Here is a 16,954-nt window from a genome sequence, read left to right on the forward strand (position 1 = left end):
TCAGGCTTATGCCTGGCCTTTCACTTCTTTCAGACCGTTGAAAGGTGCTTTCTCACCCAGCGCTTCTTCGATACGGATCAGCTGGTTGTACTTCGCAACACGGTCAGAACGGCTCATAGAACCTGTCTTGATTTGGCCCGCTGCAGTACCTACCGCCAGATCAGCGATAGTTGCATCTTCAGTTTCACCAGAACGGTGAGAGATCACGGCAGTGTAACCCGCGTCTTTCGCCATCTTGATCGCAGCCAGGGTTTCAGTCAGAGAACCGATCTGGTTGAATTTGATCAGGATAGAGTTCGCGATACCTTTCTCGATACCTTCTTTCAGGATCTTGGTGTTGGTTACGAACAGGTCGTCGCCCACCAGTTGCAGTTTGTCGCCCAGCAGTTCTGTCTGGTGCTTGAAGCCATCCCAGTCAGACTCGTCCAGACCGTCTTCGATAGAAACGATTGGGTACTGGTTCGCCAGATCCTGCAGGTAGAAGTTAAACTCTTCAGAAGTGAAGATTTTACCTTCGCCTTTCATGTTGTAGTGGCCCGCTTCTTTGTCATAGAACTCAGAAGCCGCACAGTCCATCGCCAGAGTCACGTCTTTACCCAGAACGTAACCAGCCATTTCAACTGCTTCTTTGATTGCAGCCAGTGCCGCAGCGTTAGATTCCAGGTTTGGTGCGAAACCACCTTCGTCACCCACAGCAGTGTTCAGGCCTTTCGCCTTCAGAACTTTCGCCAGGTTATGGAATACTTCAGCACCGATACGCAGCGCTTCTTTCAGCGTTTTTGCGCCAACTGGCTGAATCATGAATTCCTGGATGTCTACGTTGTTGTCTGCGTGCTCACCACCGTTGATGATGTTCATCATTGGCAGAGGCATAGAGAACTGGCCCGGAGTGCCGTTCAGCTCAGCGATATGCTCATACAGAGGCATGCCTTTCGCAGCAGCGGCTGCTTTTGCGTTTGCCAGAGATACCGCCAGGATTGCGTTTGCACCGAACTTAGATTTGTTTTCAGTGCCGTCCAGGTCGATCATGATTTGGTCGATGTCGGCTTGTGCTTTCGCATCTTTACCAACCAGTGCCTGAGCAATAGGACCATTCACCGCTTCAACGGCTTTCAGTACACCTTTGCCAAGGAAACGAGATTTGTCGCCGTCACGCAGTTCCAGTGCTTCACGAGAACCGGTAGATGCACCAGATGGCGCCGCAGCCATACCTACGAATCCGCCTTCCAGGTGAACTTCCGCTTCAACTGTTGGGTTACCGCGTGAGTCGATAATTTCACGACCCAGAACTTTAACGATCTTAGACATTGTGTTTCCTCTTGCTTTATTTTGATTTAAAAAAGCGAAAAAAAAGCTGTCGCACTCCTGTGCAACAGCTATTTGTAATCTTAGCTGTTTTCCAGCTCGCCGCGCTGGTGCTGACCAGCCGCCTTCACGAAACCTTCAAACAACGGATGCCCGTCACGTGGGGTCGAAGTGAACTCAGGGTGGAACTGAGCCGCAACGAACCATGGGTGATCCGGCACTTCAATAATTTCGACCAGTTTCTTGTCTGCGGACAGGCCGGAGACTTTCAGACCTGCTTCTTTCAGCTGAGGCAGCAGATTGTTGTTCACTTCGTAACGGTGACGGTGACGCTCATGAATGGTCGCACTGCCGTACAGTTCACGGGCTTTGCTGCCTTCTTCCAGATGACACAGCTGAGAACCCAGACGCATAGTACCGCCCAGATCAGACGCTTCAGTACGTTCTTCAACGTTCCCTTCGCTGTCAACCCACTCAGTGATCAGACCCACAACCGGATAAGGGGATTTCGCATCAAACTCAGTGGAGTGTGCACCAGTCAGGCCAGCCACGTTACGAGCGTACTCAATCAGAGCCACCTGCATGCCCAGACAGATGCCCAGGTACGGAATTTTGTTTTCACGCGCATACTGCGCTGTCATGATCTTGCCTTCAACACCACGACCACCGAAGCCGCCCGGAACCAGAATTGCGTCCAGGCCTTCCAGCATTTCAACGCCTTTCGACTCAACGTCCTGTGAATCAACATATTTGATGTTCACAGACAGACGGTTTTTCAGACCGGCATGTTTCAGCGCTTCGTTGACTGACTTGTAAGCATCTGGCAGCTCGGTGTACTTACCGACCATACCGATCGTCACTTCGCTGGTTGGATTCGCTTCTTCATAAATCACGCGTTCCCACTCGCTCAGATCAGCTTCTGGCGCAGTAATGCCGAAACGCTGACAAACCAGCTCATCCAGACCCTGAGACTTAATCAGCTGAGGGATTTTGTAGATGGAGTCGACGTCTTTCATCGAAATCACAGCTTTCTCAGGCACGTTACAGAACAGTGCAATCTTGGCACGTTCGTTCGCAGGAATCATGCGGTCAGAACGGCAGATCAGCACGTCTGGCTGAATACCGATAGACAGCAGTTCTTTCACTGAGTGCTGAGTTGGCTTGGTTTTCACTTCACCCGCGGCAGCCAGATATGGCACCAGCGTCAGGTGAGTAAAGATGGCACGCTCACGGCCCAGCTCAACCGCCAGCTGACGGATCGCTTCCATGAATGGCAGGGATTCGATATCACCCACAGTACCGCCCACTTCGACAATCGCAATGTCGTGGCCTTCGGCACCGGCAATCACACGCTCTTTAATCGCGTTTGTGATATGTGGGATCACCTGAATGGTCGCACCCAGGTAGTCACCGCGACGCTCTTTACGCAGTACGTCTTCATAAACACGGCCTGCGGTAAAGTTGTTGCGCTTGGTCATCTTGGTACGAATGAAACGCTCGTAGTGACCGAGGTCTAGGTCGGTCTCTGCACCGTCTTCCGTAACGAATACTTCACCGTGTTGAATGGGGCTCATCGTACCCGGATCAACGTTGATGTAAGGGTCTAGCTTCATCATGGTCACTTTCAGACCACGGGCCTCTAAGATGGCCGCTAGTGATGCTGCAGCAATACCTTTACCTAGGGAGGATACAACACCGCCCGTCACAAAAATGTAATTCGTTGTCATGTTAAACCTGGAAGATTTGGTGTAGAGGATAAAAAGTATCTGGACGGGAAATTAGTATACCAGACACATTTTATTGCCACAACGTGAAAACTATCACAGTATAGACGACAGCTTTTTGTCCCAAATCAAGCCCAAATGCCTTGACGGTTTAAATGCAAGCCGGTTAGCGCTTACTCCCCCGATTGGCTCTGTTTTTCCTTCTGTTTAACTTTTTCCCACTCGGCATCAAGCTCATCCAGTGAGCAGGTATCTACGCGTTTTCCTTGTTCCAGGACACTTTGTTCTACTTCGCGAAAGCGGCGTTCGAACTTTCGGTTGGCCCGGTGCAGCGCCATTTCCGGCTTCACTTTCAGGTGACGGCTGAGGTTCACCACCGCGAACAGCAGATCCCCGATCTCTTCCTCAATTCTGTCCTGATCAGGGATGGCCTGATGGGCTTCTGCCATCACTTCATCCATTTCTTCCTGCACTTTTTCGACGACCGGGCCCAGCGTTAGCCAGTCAAAACCATATCTCGCACAGCGTTTCTGGATTTTATCGGCCCGGTTCAGTGCGGGCATGGCTTTGGGGATATTCGCCAGAATGCTGTCGTCCAGCCCTTTTTCTGCACGCTCTTTGGCTTTTTCCGCTTCCCAGTTAGCGTGAATGGCAGCTTCATCTTCAAAACGCTGGTCGGCAAACACATGCGGATGACGCCGGATCAGCTTGTTGTTGATTCCGCTGACGATATCATCAAATTCAAACAGTCCCTGTTCTTTCCCCAACTGACTGTAGAAAATCACCTGAAACAGCAAATCCCCCAGCTCTTCCTTCACTTCAGCCCAGTTTTCTTCAGCAATCGCATCCGCGACTTCGTAAGCTTCTTCCAGGGTATGCGGCACGATTGAGGCAAAATCCTGCTGGAGGTCCCAGGGACAACCGCCGTCCGGATCCCGCAGTTTTGCCATAATAGCCTGCAATGTGTTGATGGGGGCTTTCTCGCTCATGATGACCGTATCCTGCTCTGTTCATAAAACGAAGCGGGCCGGTGCCCGCTTCTGCTGAATGGTTAATCTCGTGAATCTGCCAGATTCAGTGTAACCGTCTGGCCTCGACCACATCTTTGACCTGTTCCAGTCGCTTGAGGACCCTGCCCAGCGTATCCAGATCAGTCAGTTCGACATCAAAATCCATGATCGACATCTGCTTTCTGAAATCAATCCGGCTCTTCACACCGGCAACCTTGACCTTCTCGTTATGCAGTGTGTTCGTCAGATCTTTGATCAGGCCATTGCGTTCAGATGCCGTTACCCGCACTGTCAGCGCGTAACGCCCTGCAAAACTGCCGCCCCAGACCGTGTTGATGATTCGCTGCGGCGCTACATGACGCAATTCTTCCAGCTGTTCGCAGTCACTGCGGTGCACCGAGATCCCCCGACCCTGAGTCACAAAGCCTGCAATGTCATCACCGGGGATCGGCTGACAACAGCGCGCCAGATGCGTCATCAGGTTATCGACCCCTTCCACGACCACCGCATCACGCTGCGGTTTTTTCTGACTGGCCTTGTTACTCGCTTCCGTCAGGCGCTCCAGCAATTGCTGATCTTCTTCTTCCGCGGTCGGTTTGTTCACCAGCGCATTGATGTGGTTGATCACCTGATTGATACGTAGGTCACCGCTCCCGACACCCGCGAAGAGTTCGTCGGTCGAATTCACGTTGAAGCGTTTCAGAGCATAAGCTTCGGCGTCTTTCATCGTCGCGCCGATTTTGTGCAGTTCCTGCTCCAGGATCTCCCGGCCGGCCGCAATATTCTTGTCTCTGTCCTGCTTCCGGAACCAGGCATGCACTTTGGCACGGGCACGGCTGGAATTCACAAAGCCCAGGTTCGGATTCAGCCAGTCACGGGACGGATTGGGTTCTTTCTGGGTGATGATTTCCACCTGATCACCCATTTGCAGGTGATAGGTGAAAGGTACGATACGTCCTTCGACTTTGGCACCGATACAGCGGTGTCCCACTTCTGAGTGAATGTGGTAAGCAAAATCCAGCGGGGTCGCATTCTGCGGCAGGTCCACCACATCCCCTTTGGGCGTAAAGGCATAAACCCGATCGTCGAACACCTGACTGCGCAGTTCTTCGAGCATTTCGCCCGAATCGGACATCTCTTCCTGCCAGGCCAGCAGTTTCCGCAGCCAGTTGATTTTCTCATCATAGGCGGAATGAGCACCGGACGACGTGCCGGACTCTTTGTATTTCCAGTGCGCAGCCACGCCCAGTTCCGACTCTTCGTGCATCTGCTTGGTCCGGATCTGGATTTCAATCGTTTTGCCTTCCGGACCAATCACCACGGTATGAATCGACTGATAACCGTTCGGTTTCGGGTTCGCGACATAGTCGTCGAATTCTTTGGGCAGATGACGGTACTTGGTGTGGACCACCCCCAGCGCGGCGTAACAATCCTGAAGCTGGTCGGCAATGATCCGCACCGCACGCACGTCAAACAGTTCATCAAACGCCAGGCTCTTCTTCTGCATCTTGCGCCAGATGCTGTAAATATGCTTCGGCCGGCCATGTACTTCGGCTTTGATGTGCGAGGCTTTCATCGATTCATCCAGATCGGCCACGAAGCGTTCGATGTACTGTTCACGGTCAATCCGGCGTTCAGCCAGTTGCTTGGCAATCTGCTTGTAGGTCTCCGGGTGATTGTACCGGAAGGCGTAGTCTTCGATTTCCCACTTGAGCTGACCAATCCCCAGACGGTTCGCCAGCGGCGCGTAGATATTGGCACATTCGCGCGCAGCAGCACGGCGTACCGCATCCGGCTCGTCTTTCACTTCGCGCAAATGACAGATCCGCTCAGCCAGTTTGATAACCACGCAGCGGAAGTCGTCTACCATCGACAGCAGCATCCGGCGGATATTATCCACCTGCGCCGATTGTGCCGCGCCTTCTTTGATGGCATTCAGCTGGCTGATAGCAGCCATCTGTTTGACCCCTTTCACCATGTACAGGATCGACTGGCCGTATTCCTCTCTGACCTCATCACTCTTGTAGAGCCCGGCCTCGACCAGCGGGAACAGCAACGCAGCAATCAGGGTATCGGCATCCATACTGAGCATCACCAGGATTTCGACCATCTCCCGGCCACGCCACAGCATCTGACTGGCAACAGCCTGATTATCCAGATGCGCTTCACAACGCTGATAGGTTTGGATCAGACGGTTCGAGGTTGTACTGTCCTGTAACAGGCTTTCTGCCCAAGGCACCAGCTCAAATTGAACGTTTTCCTTTAAATGCGCACCGCGAACTGCGACCATGATTCTGTCCTGTATTTCGTAGTTACGGATGGATACCTGTCACCTTTCAAGTCAGTGCCTGAATTCAGGCACGGGTAAACAGGGCCATCGATTCCAAATGTCCGGTATGGGGAAACATATCCAGCATCCCCAGGCGTTGCAACTGATAGCCTTGCTGCAACAGTACCTGACTGTCCCGCGCCAGCGTTGCCGGATTGCAGGACACATATAAAATATGGCTGGGTGACAAAGCTGCCACCTGCGTCATCACGCCTGCCGCTCCTGCACGGGCCGGATCCAGCAGGACTTTATCAAAGCCTTCATGCGCCCAGCTGAACGACGCAATTCCGTCTTCCAGATTGCCCTGATAAAAAGCAGTATTTTTCAGACCGTTCAGCGCAGCATTCTCACTGGCACGCTGCACCATGGCATCCACGCCTTCAACGCCTACCACTTCCCGCGCTCTTTTGGCCAGCGGCAAGCTGAAGTTACCCAACCCGCAGAATAAATCCAGCACCCGGTCTTCAGGCTGCACATCCAGCCATGACATCGCCTGTGCGATCATCTGTTCATTGACCGGCCGGTTGACCTGAATAAAATCCTTCGGTGAAAACGCCAGCCGGAGTCCTTCCACTTCGTAATACGGCGCATCGCCGGTCAGCTGAATCACTTCATCAGGAGCGGGTGAAAGGAATAGCATAACACGTTGATTGTCAGCAAATTGCTGAATCTTCGTCATATCCGGGTCAGAAAATGGTTTCAGATGCCGGATCAGGACCACCGGGCCGTTATCCGCTTCCACCAGCTCCACATGCCCGAGGTTACGCCGTCCCTGCAGGGAGTTCAGCATTTCCCGGAGCGGCGGCAGCAGATCATTCAGCGATGCGGCCAGCACCGGGCAATGTACGATGTCGACAATGTCTTTGCTCTGTTCCTTGCGAAATCCAAGACACAGCCCCTGACCCGGCTCAACCCTCAGGCTGAAACGCGCACTGCGCCGATACAGCCATTCCTGACCCGTCACTGCGCTGTCCTGAGTCAGAACTGCGGTTTTTTCCTGCCCGTCAGCGAGGGCAAATTTTGCCATCAGCTCTCCCAGCGACTGACGCTTTGCATCAACCTGAGCAGAATGAGAGAGGTGTTGCAAGTTACAGCCACCGCACTGGTCATAAACCGGACACTGCGGTGTAATGCGTTCCGGGCTGTCTGTCAGCCGTTTGATCACTTTCGCTCGGGCGTATTGTTTTTTGTTTTCAGTGAGCTGAACCAGTGCGCGTTCGCCGGGCAGCAACCCCGGAATAAACACCGGTTTACGGTCAAGGTGGGCAATCCCCGCGCCCAGATGATCCAGGCGGGTCACAGTAACTTCTTTGTGCTTGGTGTCGCTGACAGTACGTTTCGTTGGCTTAAAAAAGCGTGCCATAATGTTGTAACTCACGGTGTTTTGTCGCCTTTTCAGGGCGATGCCGCAGAGACTTCAATTGTCGCTGCGGGAAAGATTCATTAAGCTAAGGGCTGGAACATGCTTGCGTGGCCAGCATAGGCCGCAATTCTCCCACAGAATCGATTTCTTGTAACCATGACCAAATACGGACTTCGCGCCCGGGTTTTCACCCTGACATTAGCACCAACCCTGATCATTGGCCTGCTATTGAGCGCATTTTTTACCCTGAGCCGCTACCGGGATCTGGAACATCAGCTGGTGGCGACCGGGACCAGCATTATTGAACCGCTGGCAATCTCGACCGAATACGGGATGGCTGATCACAACCGTGAAGCAGTCCGGCGCATTATCAGCTACGCGCACCGCAAGCATTCCGACATTGTACGCAGTATCGCCGTCTTCGACAGCAATAATGAGCTTTTTGTCACTTCAAACTTCCACCGGAATTTTGAAGCCCTGATGTTCCCGGATGACAAGCCGATTCCTTTCCTGCCCGATATTGTCGTCAATGACACCACGATGATCATGCGGGCACCGATCCTGACAGAAGCCCAGCAAAGTAACCTCTCAGCCCCGGGCTTTCAGGCCAAGGCACTGGGTTACATTTCGATTGAAATGGACATGAGTCCGCTGCGGCTGCAACAGTATCAGGAAGTCTTCACCGCCCTGATGGTCCTGTTGCTGGGTCTGATCCTCTCCGGCCTGTTCGCTTATCGCCTGATGCGGGATGTCACCCGGCCGATTTCCCACATGATCAGTGTCGTTGACCGTATCCGCCGCGGCCACCTGGACGTTCGGATTGAAGGAGAACTGCTGGGCGAACTGGATAACCTGAAAAACGGGATCAACGCCATGGCGATTTCCCTGTCGGATTATCACATCGAGATGCAACAGAGCATCGATCAGGCCACTTCCGATCTGCGTGAAACTCTGGAGCAGCTGGAGATCCAGAACGTCGAGCTGGATATTGCCAAAAAGCGGGCACAGGAAGCAGCCCGGGTGAAATCGGAATTCCTGGCTAACATGTCCCATGAACTGCGCACCCCGCTCAACGGCGTCATCGGCTTTACCCGTCAGATGCTGAAAACCCGGCTCAGTGCCAGCCAGCATGATTATCTGCTGACAATTGAAAAGTCGGCCAACAACCTGCTGACCATCATCAATGACATCCTCGACTTCTCGAAACTGGAAGCCGGAAAACTGCTGCTGGAAAACATTCCGTTCGACTTTACCGATTCTCTCGATGAGGTGATGAGACTGCTTGCACCAAGCGCCCACGAAAAAGGACTGGAATTGACGCTGCGGGTCGATCCCCGGATTCCGACCGGCCTGATTGGGGATCCGCTTCGCATCCAGCAAGTACTGACGAACCTGATTGGTAATGCCGTTAAATTTACCGAGCGCGGTAACATTGATATTGCCGTCGAGCTGAAAGCCGACCGAGATGAAAACCTGGAACTTCAGTTCATGGTCCGGGATACCGGGATCGGGATTTCTGAACGCCAGCAAGCCCAGCTGTTCCAGGCATTCAGTCAGGCCGATGCCAGTATTTCACGCCGGTATGGCGGGACTGGTTTGGGGCTGGTGATTACCCAGAAACTGGTCACCCAGATGGGCGGTGAAATCAGCCTGACCAGCCGTCTGCATCAGGGCTCTACCTTCTGGTTTACCTTGCGGCTGAATAAAACCGACCTGCCGGTTTCACAGCCGATCGATACCCGCGACCTCAAAGGACGCCACCTGCTGCTGATCGAATCGAATCTGCAGGCTGCCAACGTGTTGCAACAGCGCCTGCTTCAGGCCGGACTGGAAGTAACCTACCGCGCCGATATGCCGGAAGATGATGTCGAGCATCACGATTTTGCCCTGCTCTGCCTGTCGCCGGGCGAACAGCCGCCGCTGGCGAACATTCTGGATATGGTGTTCAAAGCTGAGCAACTGGCCGATAAGGTTCTGGTGTGTCTGCCGACCACTGAGCTTGCCCTGTCGGAACGCCTGCTGACCGCAGGTGTCACCGCCTGCCTGGGTAAACCACTGGCACAACGTAAACTCTTCGATGCACTGATCGGCCAGACCGATCAGCAGGAAGAACCTGAACCTTTACCGCTGGCTTCCCCGGCTGATGTGCTGTTACCACTGACGGTCATGGCCGTCGATGATAACCCGGCGAACCTCAAGCTGATCGCAGCCCTGCTCAGTGAGCGGGTCGAAACCGTCATCACCGCAACGGGTGGCCGCAAAGCGGTGGAATATGCCCATCAGAAGGCTTTTGACCTTATTTTCATGGACATTCAGATGCCGGAAATGGACGGGGTCAGCGCCTGTCAGGCTATCCACGAAACCGACCTTAACCACAATACGCCGGTAATTGCCGTCACGGCCCACGCCATGGCCGGTGAGCGCGAACGCCTGCTCCGGGCGGGGATGGATGACTACCTGACCAAACCCATTGAAGAACAGATCTTGCAGCAGATGCTGGCCAAATGGATTCCTCAGCCTCAGAACAACGGGCCAGCCAGCCTCCCGGAACCGGCACCAACCAATTCAGCAGCCCCCGCGCCGGGTCCGCTCAATCAGAATGTCAGCTGGGATTGGGATCTGGCGCTGAAGCAGGCCGCCGGTAAGGAAGATCTGGCCAGAGACATGCTGCAGATGCTGCTCGACTTCATGCCCGAGGTCGAAATGCTGGTAAACGAAGTGCTGGACGGCAAAGAGATTGAGTTGTGGCCGTCGATACACAAACTTCACGGCAGTTGTGCCTACAGCGGGGTTCCGAGGCTGAAAAATCTCTGCTACACACTGGAAACCCAGCTGAAAGCCGGCACGGCAGTCACAGACCTGGAGCCGGAGCTGTTTGAGCTGATTGATGAGATGAACAATGTCGTGAAAGCATCACAGGCCTACCGGCAATAAGCCATCTACATGACAAACAAAAGGCCAGACATATCGCGTCTGGCCTTTTTTTGTTTGTCGCCGGGGTAACCGCGCGCGTCAGTCTGTTTCCAGAATCACGGTAGCAACGGCATAGTGCTTTTCATCAGCAATTGTCAGGTGGACATGACGAACAGCCATCTGCGCCGCCAGTTCAGCAGCTTTCCCGCTCAGCGTCAGTTCCGGTTTACCGCGCTCATTGTTCGTCACAGTAAAATCCTGAAAAGACACACCACAGGCGATGCCGGTTCCCAGCGCTTTAGCAGCCGCTTCTTTGACAGCAAAGCGCTTTGCCAGATAACGGCCAGCCTGTTTGTGCTGCCTGAAAATGGCCTGCTCCTGAGGGGTCAGCACTCTGCGTGCAAAGGCTGCCCCGGTACGCTCAAGCACGAGCTCAACGCGGGCAATTTCCGCAATATCCGTGCCCAGACCGACAATGGCCATTACCAGCGCGCTTCCAGCATCACAGCTTTCATGTCGGCAACCGCTTGGTGCAGACCGTCGAATAGAGCGCGGCCCACAATCGCGTGGCCAATGTTCAGCTCATAGATTTCCGGCAGTGCGGCGATTGGCTTCACGTTATGGTACGTCAGACCATGACCGGCATTCACCTTGATCCCCTGATCGCTGGCGTAGCTGGCTGCCGCAGCAATTTTTTTCAGCTCGGCCTGCTGCTCTGTATCCGTCGTTGCATCGGCATAGTGACCAGTGTGCAGCTCGATATAAGGCGCGCCACAGGCTACCGCAGCATCAATCTGCCCACGGTCAGCATCAATGAATAACGACACCAGAATTCCGGCTGCAGACAGTTTTTCAGTCGCCGCTTTCACTTTGTCCAGCTGTCCGACCACATCCAAGCCTCCTTCTGTGGTCAGCTCTTCGCGTTTTTCTGGCACCAGGCAAACAAACTCAGGTTTGGTCTCCAGAGCAATCTGAACCATTTCATCGGTCACCGCCATTTCCAGATTCATCCGGGTCTGAATCGTTTCACGCAGAATGCGCACGTCACGGTCGGTAATGTGGCGGCGGTCTTCGCGTAAATGAATGGTAATACCATCAGCGCCAGCGCGTTCGGCTACTTCTGCCGCGTGGACAGGATCCGGATAACGGGTGCCACGGGCATTGCGTAAAGTAGCGACGTGGTCAATATTGACGCCGAGCAGTATATTCTTCATGAAGCGGTACTCCTTCCTCTAGGGATAAACAATTCCCTGCTTTTTAATGGTTTGCTGCCAAGATACGGTTTCAGGGCCATCCGTGTAAAGCGCTTTGCAGCCCTGAGCTGATCCTGTGTTTCAAAATGACGGGCGGCAATGGCTTTCAGCTGCCGTCCGGTAAACGTAAGCTGCCCGGCGACGACAGAGGCAATAAACCCCCTTTGCTCCCGGTAGTTATAGGTCATCACATCATCCACAGGCAGGCCACTGCCCGCACAATGCAGGAAATCCACGCCGTACCCCAGATGATCCAATAAAGCCAGTTCAAACCGTCGCAGGGCCGGTTCCGGGTTCTCGGCCTGAGCCAGTTCACGCAAGACATTGAGATAATCAAGAAACAGCGCCGGATACGGCGTCTGTGCTTCCAGCACCCGGGCGAGAATTTCATTCACATACAGGGCGGAATAGAGAATGTAACTGCGCATCGGCAGTCCGATACTGATCGGCTCAGCATGGGTCATGACGGGCATGCTGCCACGACCAGACCATTTGAGAAATAACGGGGTAAAAGGTTGAAGCGCTCCTTTGAGATTGGAGCGCTTACGGCGTGCGCCTTTTGCCATCAGGCTGATCCGACCGGACTCTTCACTGAAGACGTCCAGGATCAGACTCGTCTCACTGTAGGGACGAGCATGCAGGACAAAACAGCGCTGCAACCCTTCCATCGCTGTCCTTAGAGATCGTCGATATAACCGAGGCTGCGCAAGGCGCGCTCGTCATCTGCCCAACCGGATTTCACTTTCACCCAGAGTTCCAGGTAAACCTTACGTTCGAACAGATCTTCCATATCCAGACGGGCTTCACGGCCGATGGTTTTGATTTTCTCGCCAGCTTTACCGATGACCATCTTCTTCTGGCCTTTACGTTCCACAAGAATCAGGCCATTGATATCAAAGCCGTCCGTTTCCGGATTATAGTCAAACCGCTCGATTTCCACGGTCACAGAATACGGCAGTTCCTCACCGGTAAAACGCATCAGCTTTTCACGGATAATTTCAGACGCCATAAAGCGCTGAGAACGGTCTGTCACATACTCTTCCGGGAAGTAGTATTCCCCTTCCGGCAGACTTTCGCGAACGATCTGCTCGACCACGTCGATACCGCCGCCGTGTTTGGCCGAAACCGGTACGATTGCTTTAAAATCCATCTTTTCCGACAACGCCTGAATGTGCGGGAAAAGATCATATTTCATTTTGACGTTGTCGATTTTATTCACCAGCAATACAACAGGCAGACCTGTTTTCGCCAGCTTGTTGAGCACCATCTCGTCATCTGGCGTCCACTGGGTTCCGTCGACCAGGAACAACACCAGCTCCACATCAGTCAGAGAACTACTTGCCGCCCGGTTCATCAGACGGTTGATGGTTCGTTTTTCTTCGATGTGCAGTCCCGGCGTATCGACGTATACCGCCTGAAAGCCGTCGCGGGTGTCCACCCCCATAATCCGGTGACGTGTTGTCTGCGGCTTACGTGAGGTAATGGATAACTTCTGCCCGACCAAACGGTTCAGCAGCGTGGATTTGCCGACGTTCGGACGGCCTACAATGGCAATAAAGCCACAATGGGTTTTGTCTGTCATGATTCTAACTGCTTCAATGCCAGTTCTGCTGCAGCCTGCTCAGCCTTGCGCCGGCTACCGCCTTTTCCAATCACAGGTTTATCCAGCCCCGTGACCTCGCACTGCACAGTGAATTCCTGATTATGTGCTTCACCCTGCACCTTAGTTACAGTATACGCAGGCAACGGCAAACGTCGTCCCTGCAGGCATTCCTGTAGGCGGGTTTTCGGGTCTTTCTGGTTAATCCCGGGCTTAATGGTTTCGAGACGGCTCTGATACCAGCTCAGGACGATGCTGCGGACATGCTCAATATCACTGTCGAGATAAATAGCGCCAATGATAGCTTCCACACAGTCGGCCAGAATCGAATCACGGCGATAGCCGCCACTTTTCAGTTCGCCCGGTCCCAGCAACAGGTAATCACCCAGTTCAAACTCCCGGCCCAGTTCAGCCAGGGTTTTGCCGCGTACCAGCGTGGCACGCATCCGGCTCATATCACCTTCATCCACTTTCGGGAAGCGGTGATACAAATCATCGGCAATCACAAAACTCAAAATAGAATCGCCCAGAAATTCCAGACGTTCGTTGTGTGTCCCGTTCGCGCTGCGGTGCGTCAGCGCCAGCGTCAGTAATTCGCTGTTATTAAATTCGTGTCCCAGCTTTCGCTGGAGTCTTTCTACAGGAGATGTCATTTTTTCCCGATCAGTTTATGCCACCGATGCGATTGAATCGCACACCGGTAGGAATCCAAGATGGAAGTACGCTCTCGGCACTTCGTTCAAATTCAAAGCTGATCCAGATCCCGACCGCCTTGCCCACCAGGTTTGCTTCCGGCACGAAGCCCCAGTAACGACTGTCAGCGCTGTTGTCACGGTTGTCACCCATCACAAAGTATTGACCTTCCGGTACAACCCACTCCGCCATGTCTGACGCTGAGTGATATTGATATTTCAGCGTCTGATTCGGCTCCAGCGGATGGATGAGAATATTATGCTGCACTTCACCCAGCTGTTCCGTGAACTGAATCAGGCGCGTTCTGCCCTGAACAAAATCACTGTCCTGCATATGGGTCATCAGGACTGGCTTACACTCAGTGCCGCCCTGAGGCACGATACAAATCTGCTTGTTGTAACTGTACCGCACGGTATCACCTGGCAGTCCTACGACGCGCTTAATGTAATCTACGCTCGGTTGCGGCGGATATTTGAAAACCACAATATCCCCACGTTCCGGCTCACCGGTTTCTACCATCTTGTGACGGAAAACCGGATCACGCAGGCCATAGGCAAACTTTTCAACCAGAATGAAATCACCCACCAGCAGGGTTGGCATCATCGATCCGGATGGGATCTGGAACGGCTCATAAATAAATGAGCGAAAAACCATGATAATGGCAATCACAGGGAACATTGAGCTGCTTGACTCAACCCAGCTCGGCTGTGGTGCAACCGACTCCAGTGTTTTTGAATCTACCTGGCCACCTGCATTTGCAGCGGCAGCATCAATTTTAAGCTGACGCTTGGGTGCCCAGATAAACCGATCCAGTGCCCAGATGATCCCGGTAAACAGGGTCGCCAGCACCAGGATTAACGAAAACAGATTAGCCATTGCTGTTCCTATGTCCCTATGATGATTTTTTCATGTTTTTCTAGCCATTCCGCCGCAAAACTGCGGCGGAAGGCGAACTCGATTTATTTGTCTTTGCCAACATGCAGAATGGCGAGGAAGGCTTCCTGCGGCAGTTCGACGTTACCGATCTGCTTCATCCGCTTCTTGCCTTCTTTCTGCTTCTGCAGCAGCTTTTTCTTACGGCTCACATCACCACCGTAGCACTTGGCAATCACGTTTTTACGTAACTGTTTGACCGTCGAACGGGCAATGATGTGGTTACCAATAGCCGCCTGAATTGCGATATCGAACATCTGGCGAGGAATGAACTCTCTCATCTTCTCAACCAGATCACGGCCACGGGACTGTGCATGATCCTTATGGGTAATAATAGCCAAGGCATCAACACGATCACCATTCAGAAGAATATCTACGCGAACCATGTCCGATTCTTCATAGCGCTGGAAGCCATAATCCAGCGACGCATAGCCGCGGGAAGTCGACTTCAGACGGTCGAAGAAATCCAGAACCACTTCAGACATCGGGATATCGTATGTCAGCGCAACCTGATTTCCGTGGTAAACCATGTCAACCTGCGTACCGCGTTTTTCCACACACAGTGTGATCACGTTACCCAGATATTCACTTGGTACCAGAATGTTACAGCGGGCAATCGGCTCACCAATCACTTCAATCTCATTGATTGGCGGCAGTTTCGCCGGGCTGTCAACATAGAATAATTCACCGTTGCTCTTCTTCACTTCATACACCACAGTCGGTGCAGTCGTGATCAGATCCAGATCATACTCACGCTCCAGGCGCTCCTGAATGATTTCCATATGCAGCATGCCAAGGAAACCACAACGGAAGCCAAAGCCCAGTGCGGCTGAATTTTCCGGCTCGTAAAACAGTGACGCATCGTTCAGGCTCAGCTTGCCCAACGCATCACGGAAGTTTTCATATTCATCAGATGAAACCGGGAACAGACCTGCATAAACCTGAGGTTTCACCTTCTTAAAGCCCGGCAGTGGTTTGTCACAGCCGTTTTTCGCCAGCGTCAGGGTATCACCCACCGGCGCACCGAGGATGTCTTTAATACCGCAAACAACCCAGCCCACTTCACCGGTTCTCAGGATGTCTGTATCAACCTGTTTTGGCGTAAAGATACCGATACGATCAATATTCCAGCTCTGACCGGTACTCATCACCTTAATCTTGTCGTTTTTCTTCAGGGAACCATTCTTAATACGGACCAGAGAAACAACACCCAGATAATTATCGAACCAGGAGTCGATGATCAGTGCCTGTGGCGGCGCATCCGGATCACCTTCTGGCGCCGGAATTGAACGCACGATGTTCTCCAGAACATCTTCAACACCCAAACCGGTTTTGGCTGAACAGCGGGTCGCTTCCAGTGCATCGATACCCACGATTTCTTCAATTTCTTCCGCGACACGCTCTGGGTCAGCGGCAGGCAGATCGATTTTGTTCAGGATCGGCACAACTTCCAGATCCATCTCGATCGCTGTATAACAGTTGGCCAGCGTCTGGGCTTCAACCCCCTGACCGGCATCGACTACCAGCAGCGCGCCTTCACAGGCCGCCAGCGAGCGGGAAACTTCATAGGAAAAGTCCACGTGCCCCGGGGTGTCGATAAAGTTCAGCTGATAGGTTTCGCCATCTTTTGCCGTATAGTTGAGCGTCACGCTCTGGGCCTTGATGGTGATACCACGTTCACGTTCCAGATCCATTGAATCAAGCACTTGCGCAGCCATTTCACGATCGGAAAGGCCACCGCAGACTTGAATCAGGCGGTCAGATAACGTCGACTTACCATGGTCGATATGTGCAATAATCGAAAAGTTACGAATGTGCTTCATGAATTGGC

At 53.0% G+C, this 16,954-nt stretch carries 13 protein-coding genes; 1 reads left to right on the top strand and 12 read right to left on the bottom strand.

Annotated elements, in window-relative coordinates; all coding sequences use genetic code 11:
• Positions 1-6: 6 nt before the first annotated feature.
• The 5 genes from eno to rlmD form a co-directional block, all read right to left on the bottom strand.
• A complete protein-coding gene (gene eno / locus ACYP03_RS21600) occupies positions 7-1,308 on the bottom strand; it encodes a phosphopyruvate hydratase (RefSeq protein WP_248144046.1) in 1,302 nt (433 codons plus the stop codon).
• Between the two features lie 80 nt (positions 1,309-1,388).
• A complete protein-coding gene (locus ACYP03_RS21605) occupies positions 1,389-3,032 on the bottom strand; it encodes a CTP synthase (protein ID WP_459782067.1) in 1,644 nt (547 codons plus the stop codon).
• Between the two features lie 170 nt (positions 3,033-3,202).
• Positions 3,203-4,018 carry a nucleoside triphosphate pyrophosphohydrolase gene (mazG, locus tag ACYP03_RS21610; RefSeq protein WP_459782068.1) on the bottom strand — a complete coding sequence of 272 codons (816 nt, stop codon included), beginning with the start codon at positions 4,016-4,018 and terminating at the stop codon, positions 3,203-3,205.
• 85 nt (positions 4,019-4,103) lie between these two features.
• Positions 4,104-6,329 (bottom strand): GTP diphosphokinase, encoded by a 2,226-nt coding sequence (gene relA, locus ACYP03_RS21615; protein ID WP_248144043.1) that lies wholly within the window; start codon positions 6,327-6,329, stop codon positions 4,104-4,106.
• Positions 6,330-6,393: 64 nt separating this feature from the next.
• Positions 6,394-7,731: a 23S rRNA (uracil(1939)-C(5))-methyltransferase RlmD gene (rlmD, locus tag ACYP03_RS21620; protein WP_459782107.1), complete on the bottom strand. Its 1,338-nt coding sequence runs from the start codon at positions 7,729-7,731 to the stop codon at positions 6,394-6,396.
• A 156-nt stretch (positions 7,732-7,887) separates the two neighbouring features.
• Here rlmD and barA point away from each other — a divergent pair, with 156 nt between their 5' ends.
• On the top strand, positions 7,888-10,665 hold the full coding sequence (gene barA / locus ACYP03_RS21625; RefSeq protein ID WP_459782069.1) for a two-component sensor histidine kinase BarA: 2,778 nt from the start codon (positions 7,888-7,890) through the stop codon (positions 10,663-10,665).
• A 78-nt stretch (positions 10,666-10,743) separates the two neighbouring features.
• On the opposite strand, the gene acpS is transcribed toward barA, so the two are convergent.
• The 7 genes from acpS to lepA form a co-directional block, all read right to left on the bottom strand.
• Positions 10,744-11,127 carry a holo-ACP synthase gene (gene acpS / locus ACYP03_RS21630; RefSeq protein ID WP_459782070.1) on the bottom strand — a complete coding sequence of 128 codons (384 nt, stop codon included), beginning with the start codon at positions 11,125-11,127 and terminating at the stop codon, positions 10,744-10,746.
• A complete protein-coding gene (gene pdxJ / locus ACYP03_RS21635) occupies positions 11,127-11,858 on the bottom strand; it encodes a pyridoxine 5'-phosphate synthase (protein ID WP_459782071.1) in 732 nt (243 codons plus the stop codon). The genes acpS and pdxJ overlap by 1 nt, the downstream gene beginning before the upstream one ends.
• Positions 11,855-12,565: a DNA repair protein RecO gene (recO, locus tag ACYP03_RS21640; RefSeq protein ID WP_248144039.1), complete on the bottom strand. Its 711-nt coding sequence runs from the start codon at positions 12,563-12,565 to the stop codon at positions 11,855-11,857. The genes pdxJ and recO overlap by 4 nt, the downstream gene beginning before the upstream one ends.
• An 8-nt stretch (positions 12,566-12,573) precedes the next feature.
• Complete coding sequence (era, locus tag ACYP03_RS21645; RefSeq protein ID WP_330961862.1) at positions 12,574-13,479, bottom strand: GTPase Era; 906 nt, start codon at positions 13,477-13,479, stop codon at positions 12,574-12,576.
• The gene (gene rnc, locus ACYP03_RS21650) at positions 13,476-14,150 is read right to left on the bottom strand and encodes a ribonuclease III (RefSeq protein ID WP_248144037.1); all 675 of its coding nucleotides are present in this window, start codon (positions 14,148-14,150) and stop codon (positions 13,476-13,478) included. Before rnc ends, era begins: the two co-directional genes overlap by 4 nt.
• A 10-nt stretch (positions 14,151-14,160) precedes the next feature.
• Entirely contained in the window at positions 14,161-15,066 is a 906-nt protein-coding gene (gene lepB / locus ACYP03_RS21655) for a signal peptidase I (RefSeq protein ID WP_459782073.1), read from the bottom strand.
• Between the two features lie 83 nt (positions 15,067-15,149).
• A complete protein-coding gene (lepA, locus tag ACYP03_RS21660; protein WP_248144035.1) occupies positions 15,150-16,946 on the bottom strand; it encodes a translation elongation factor 4 in 1,797 nt (598 codons plus the stop codon).
• Positions 16,947-16,954: the final 8 nt, after the last annotated feature.

It is taken from the genome of Photobacterium sp. R1 (genome assembly GCF_054600795.1).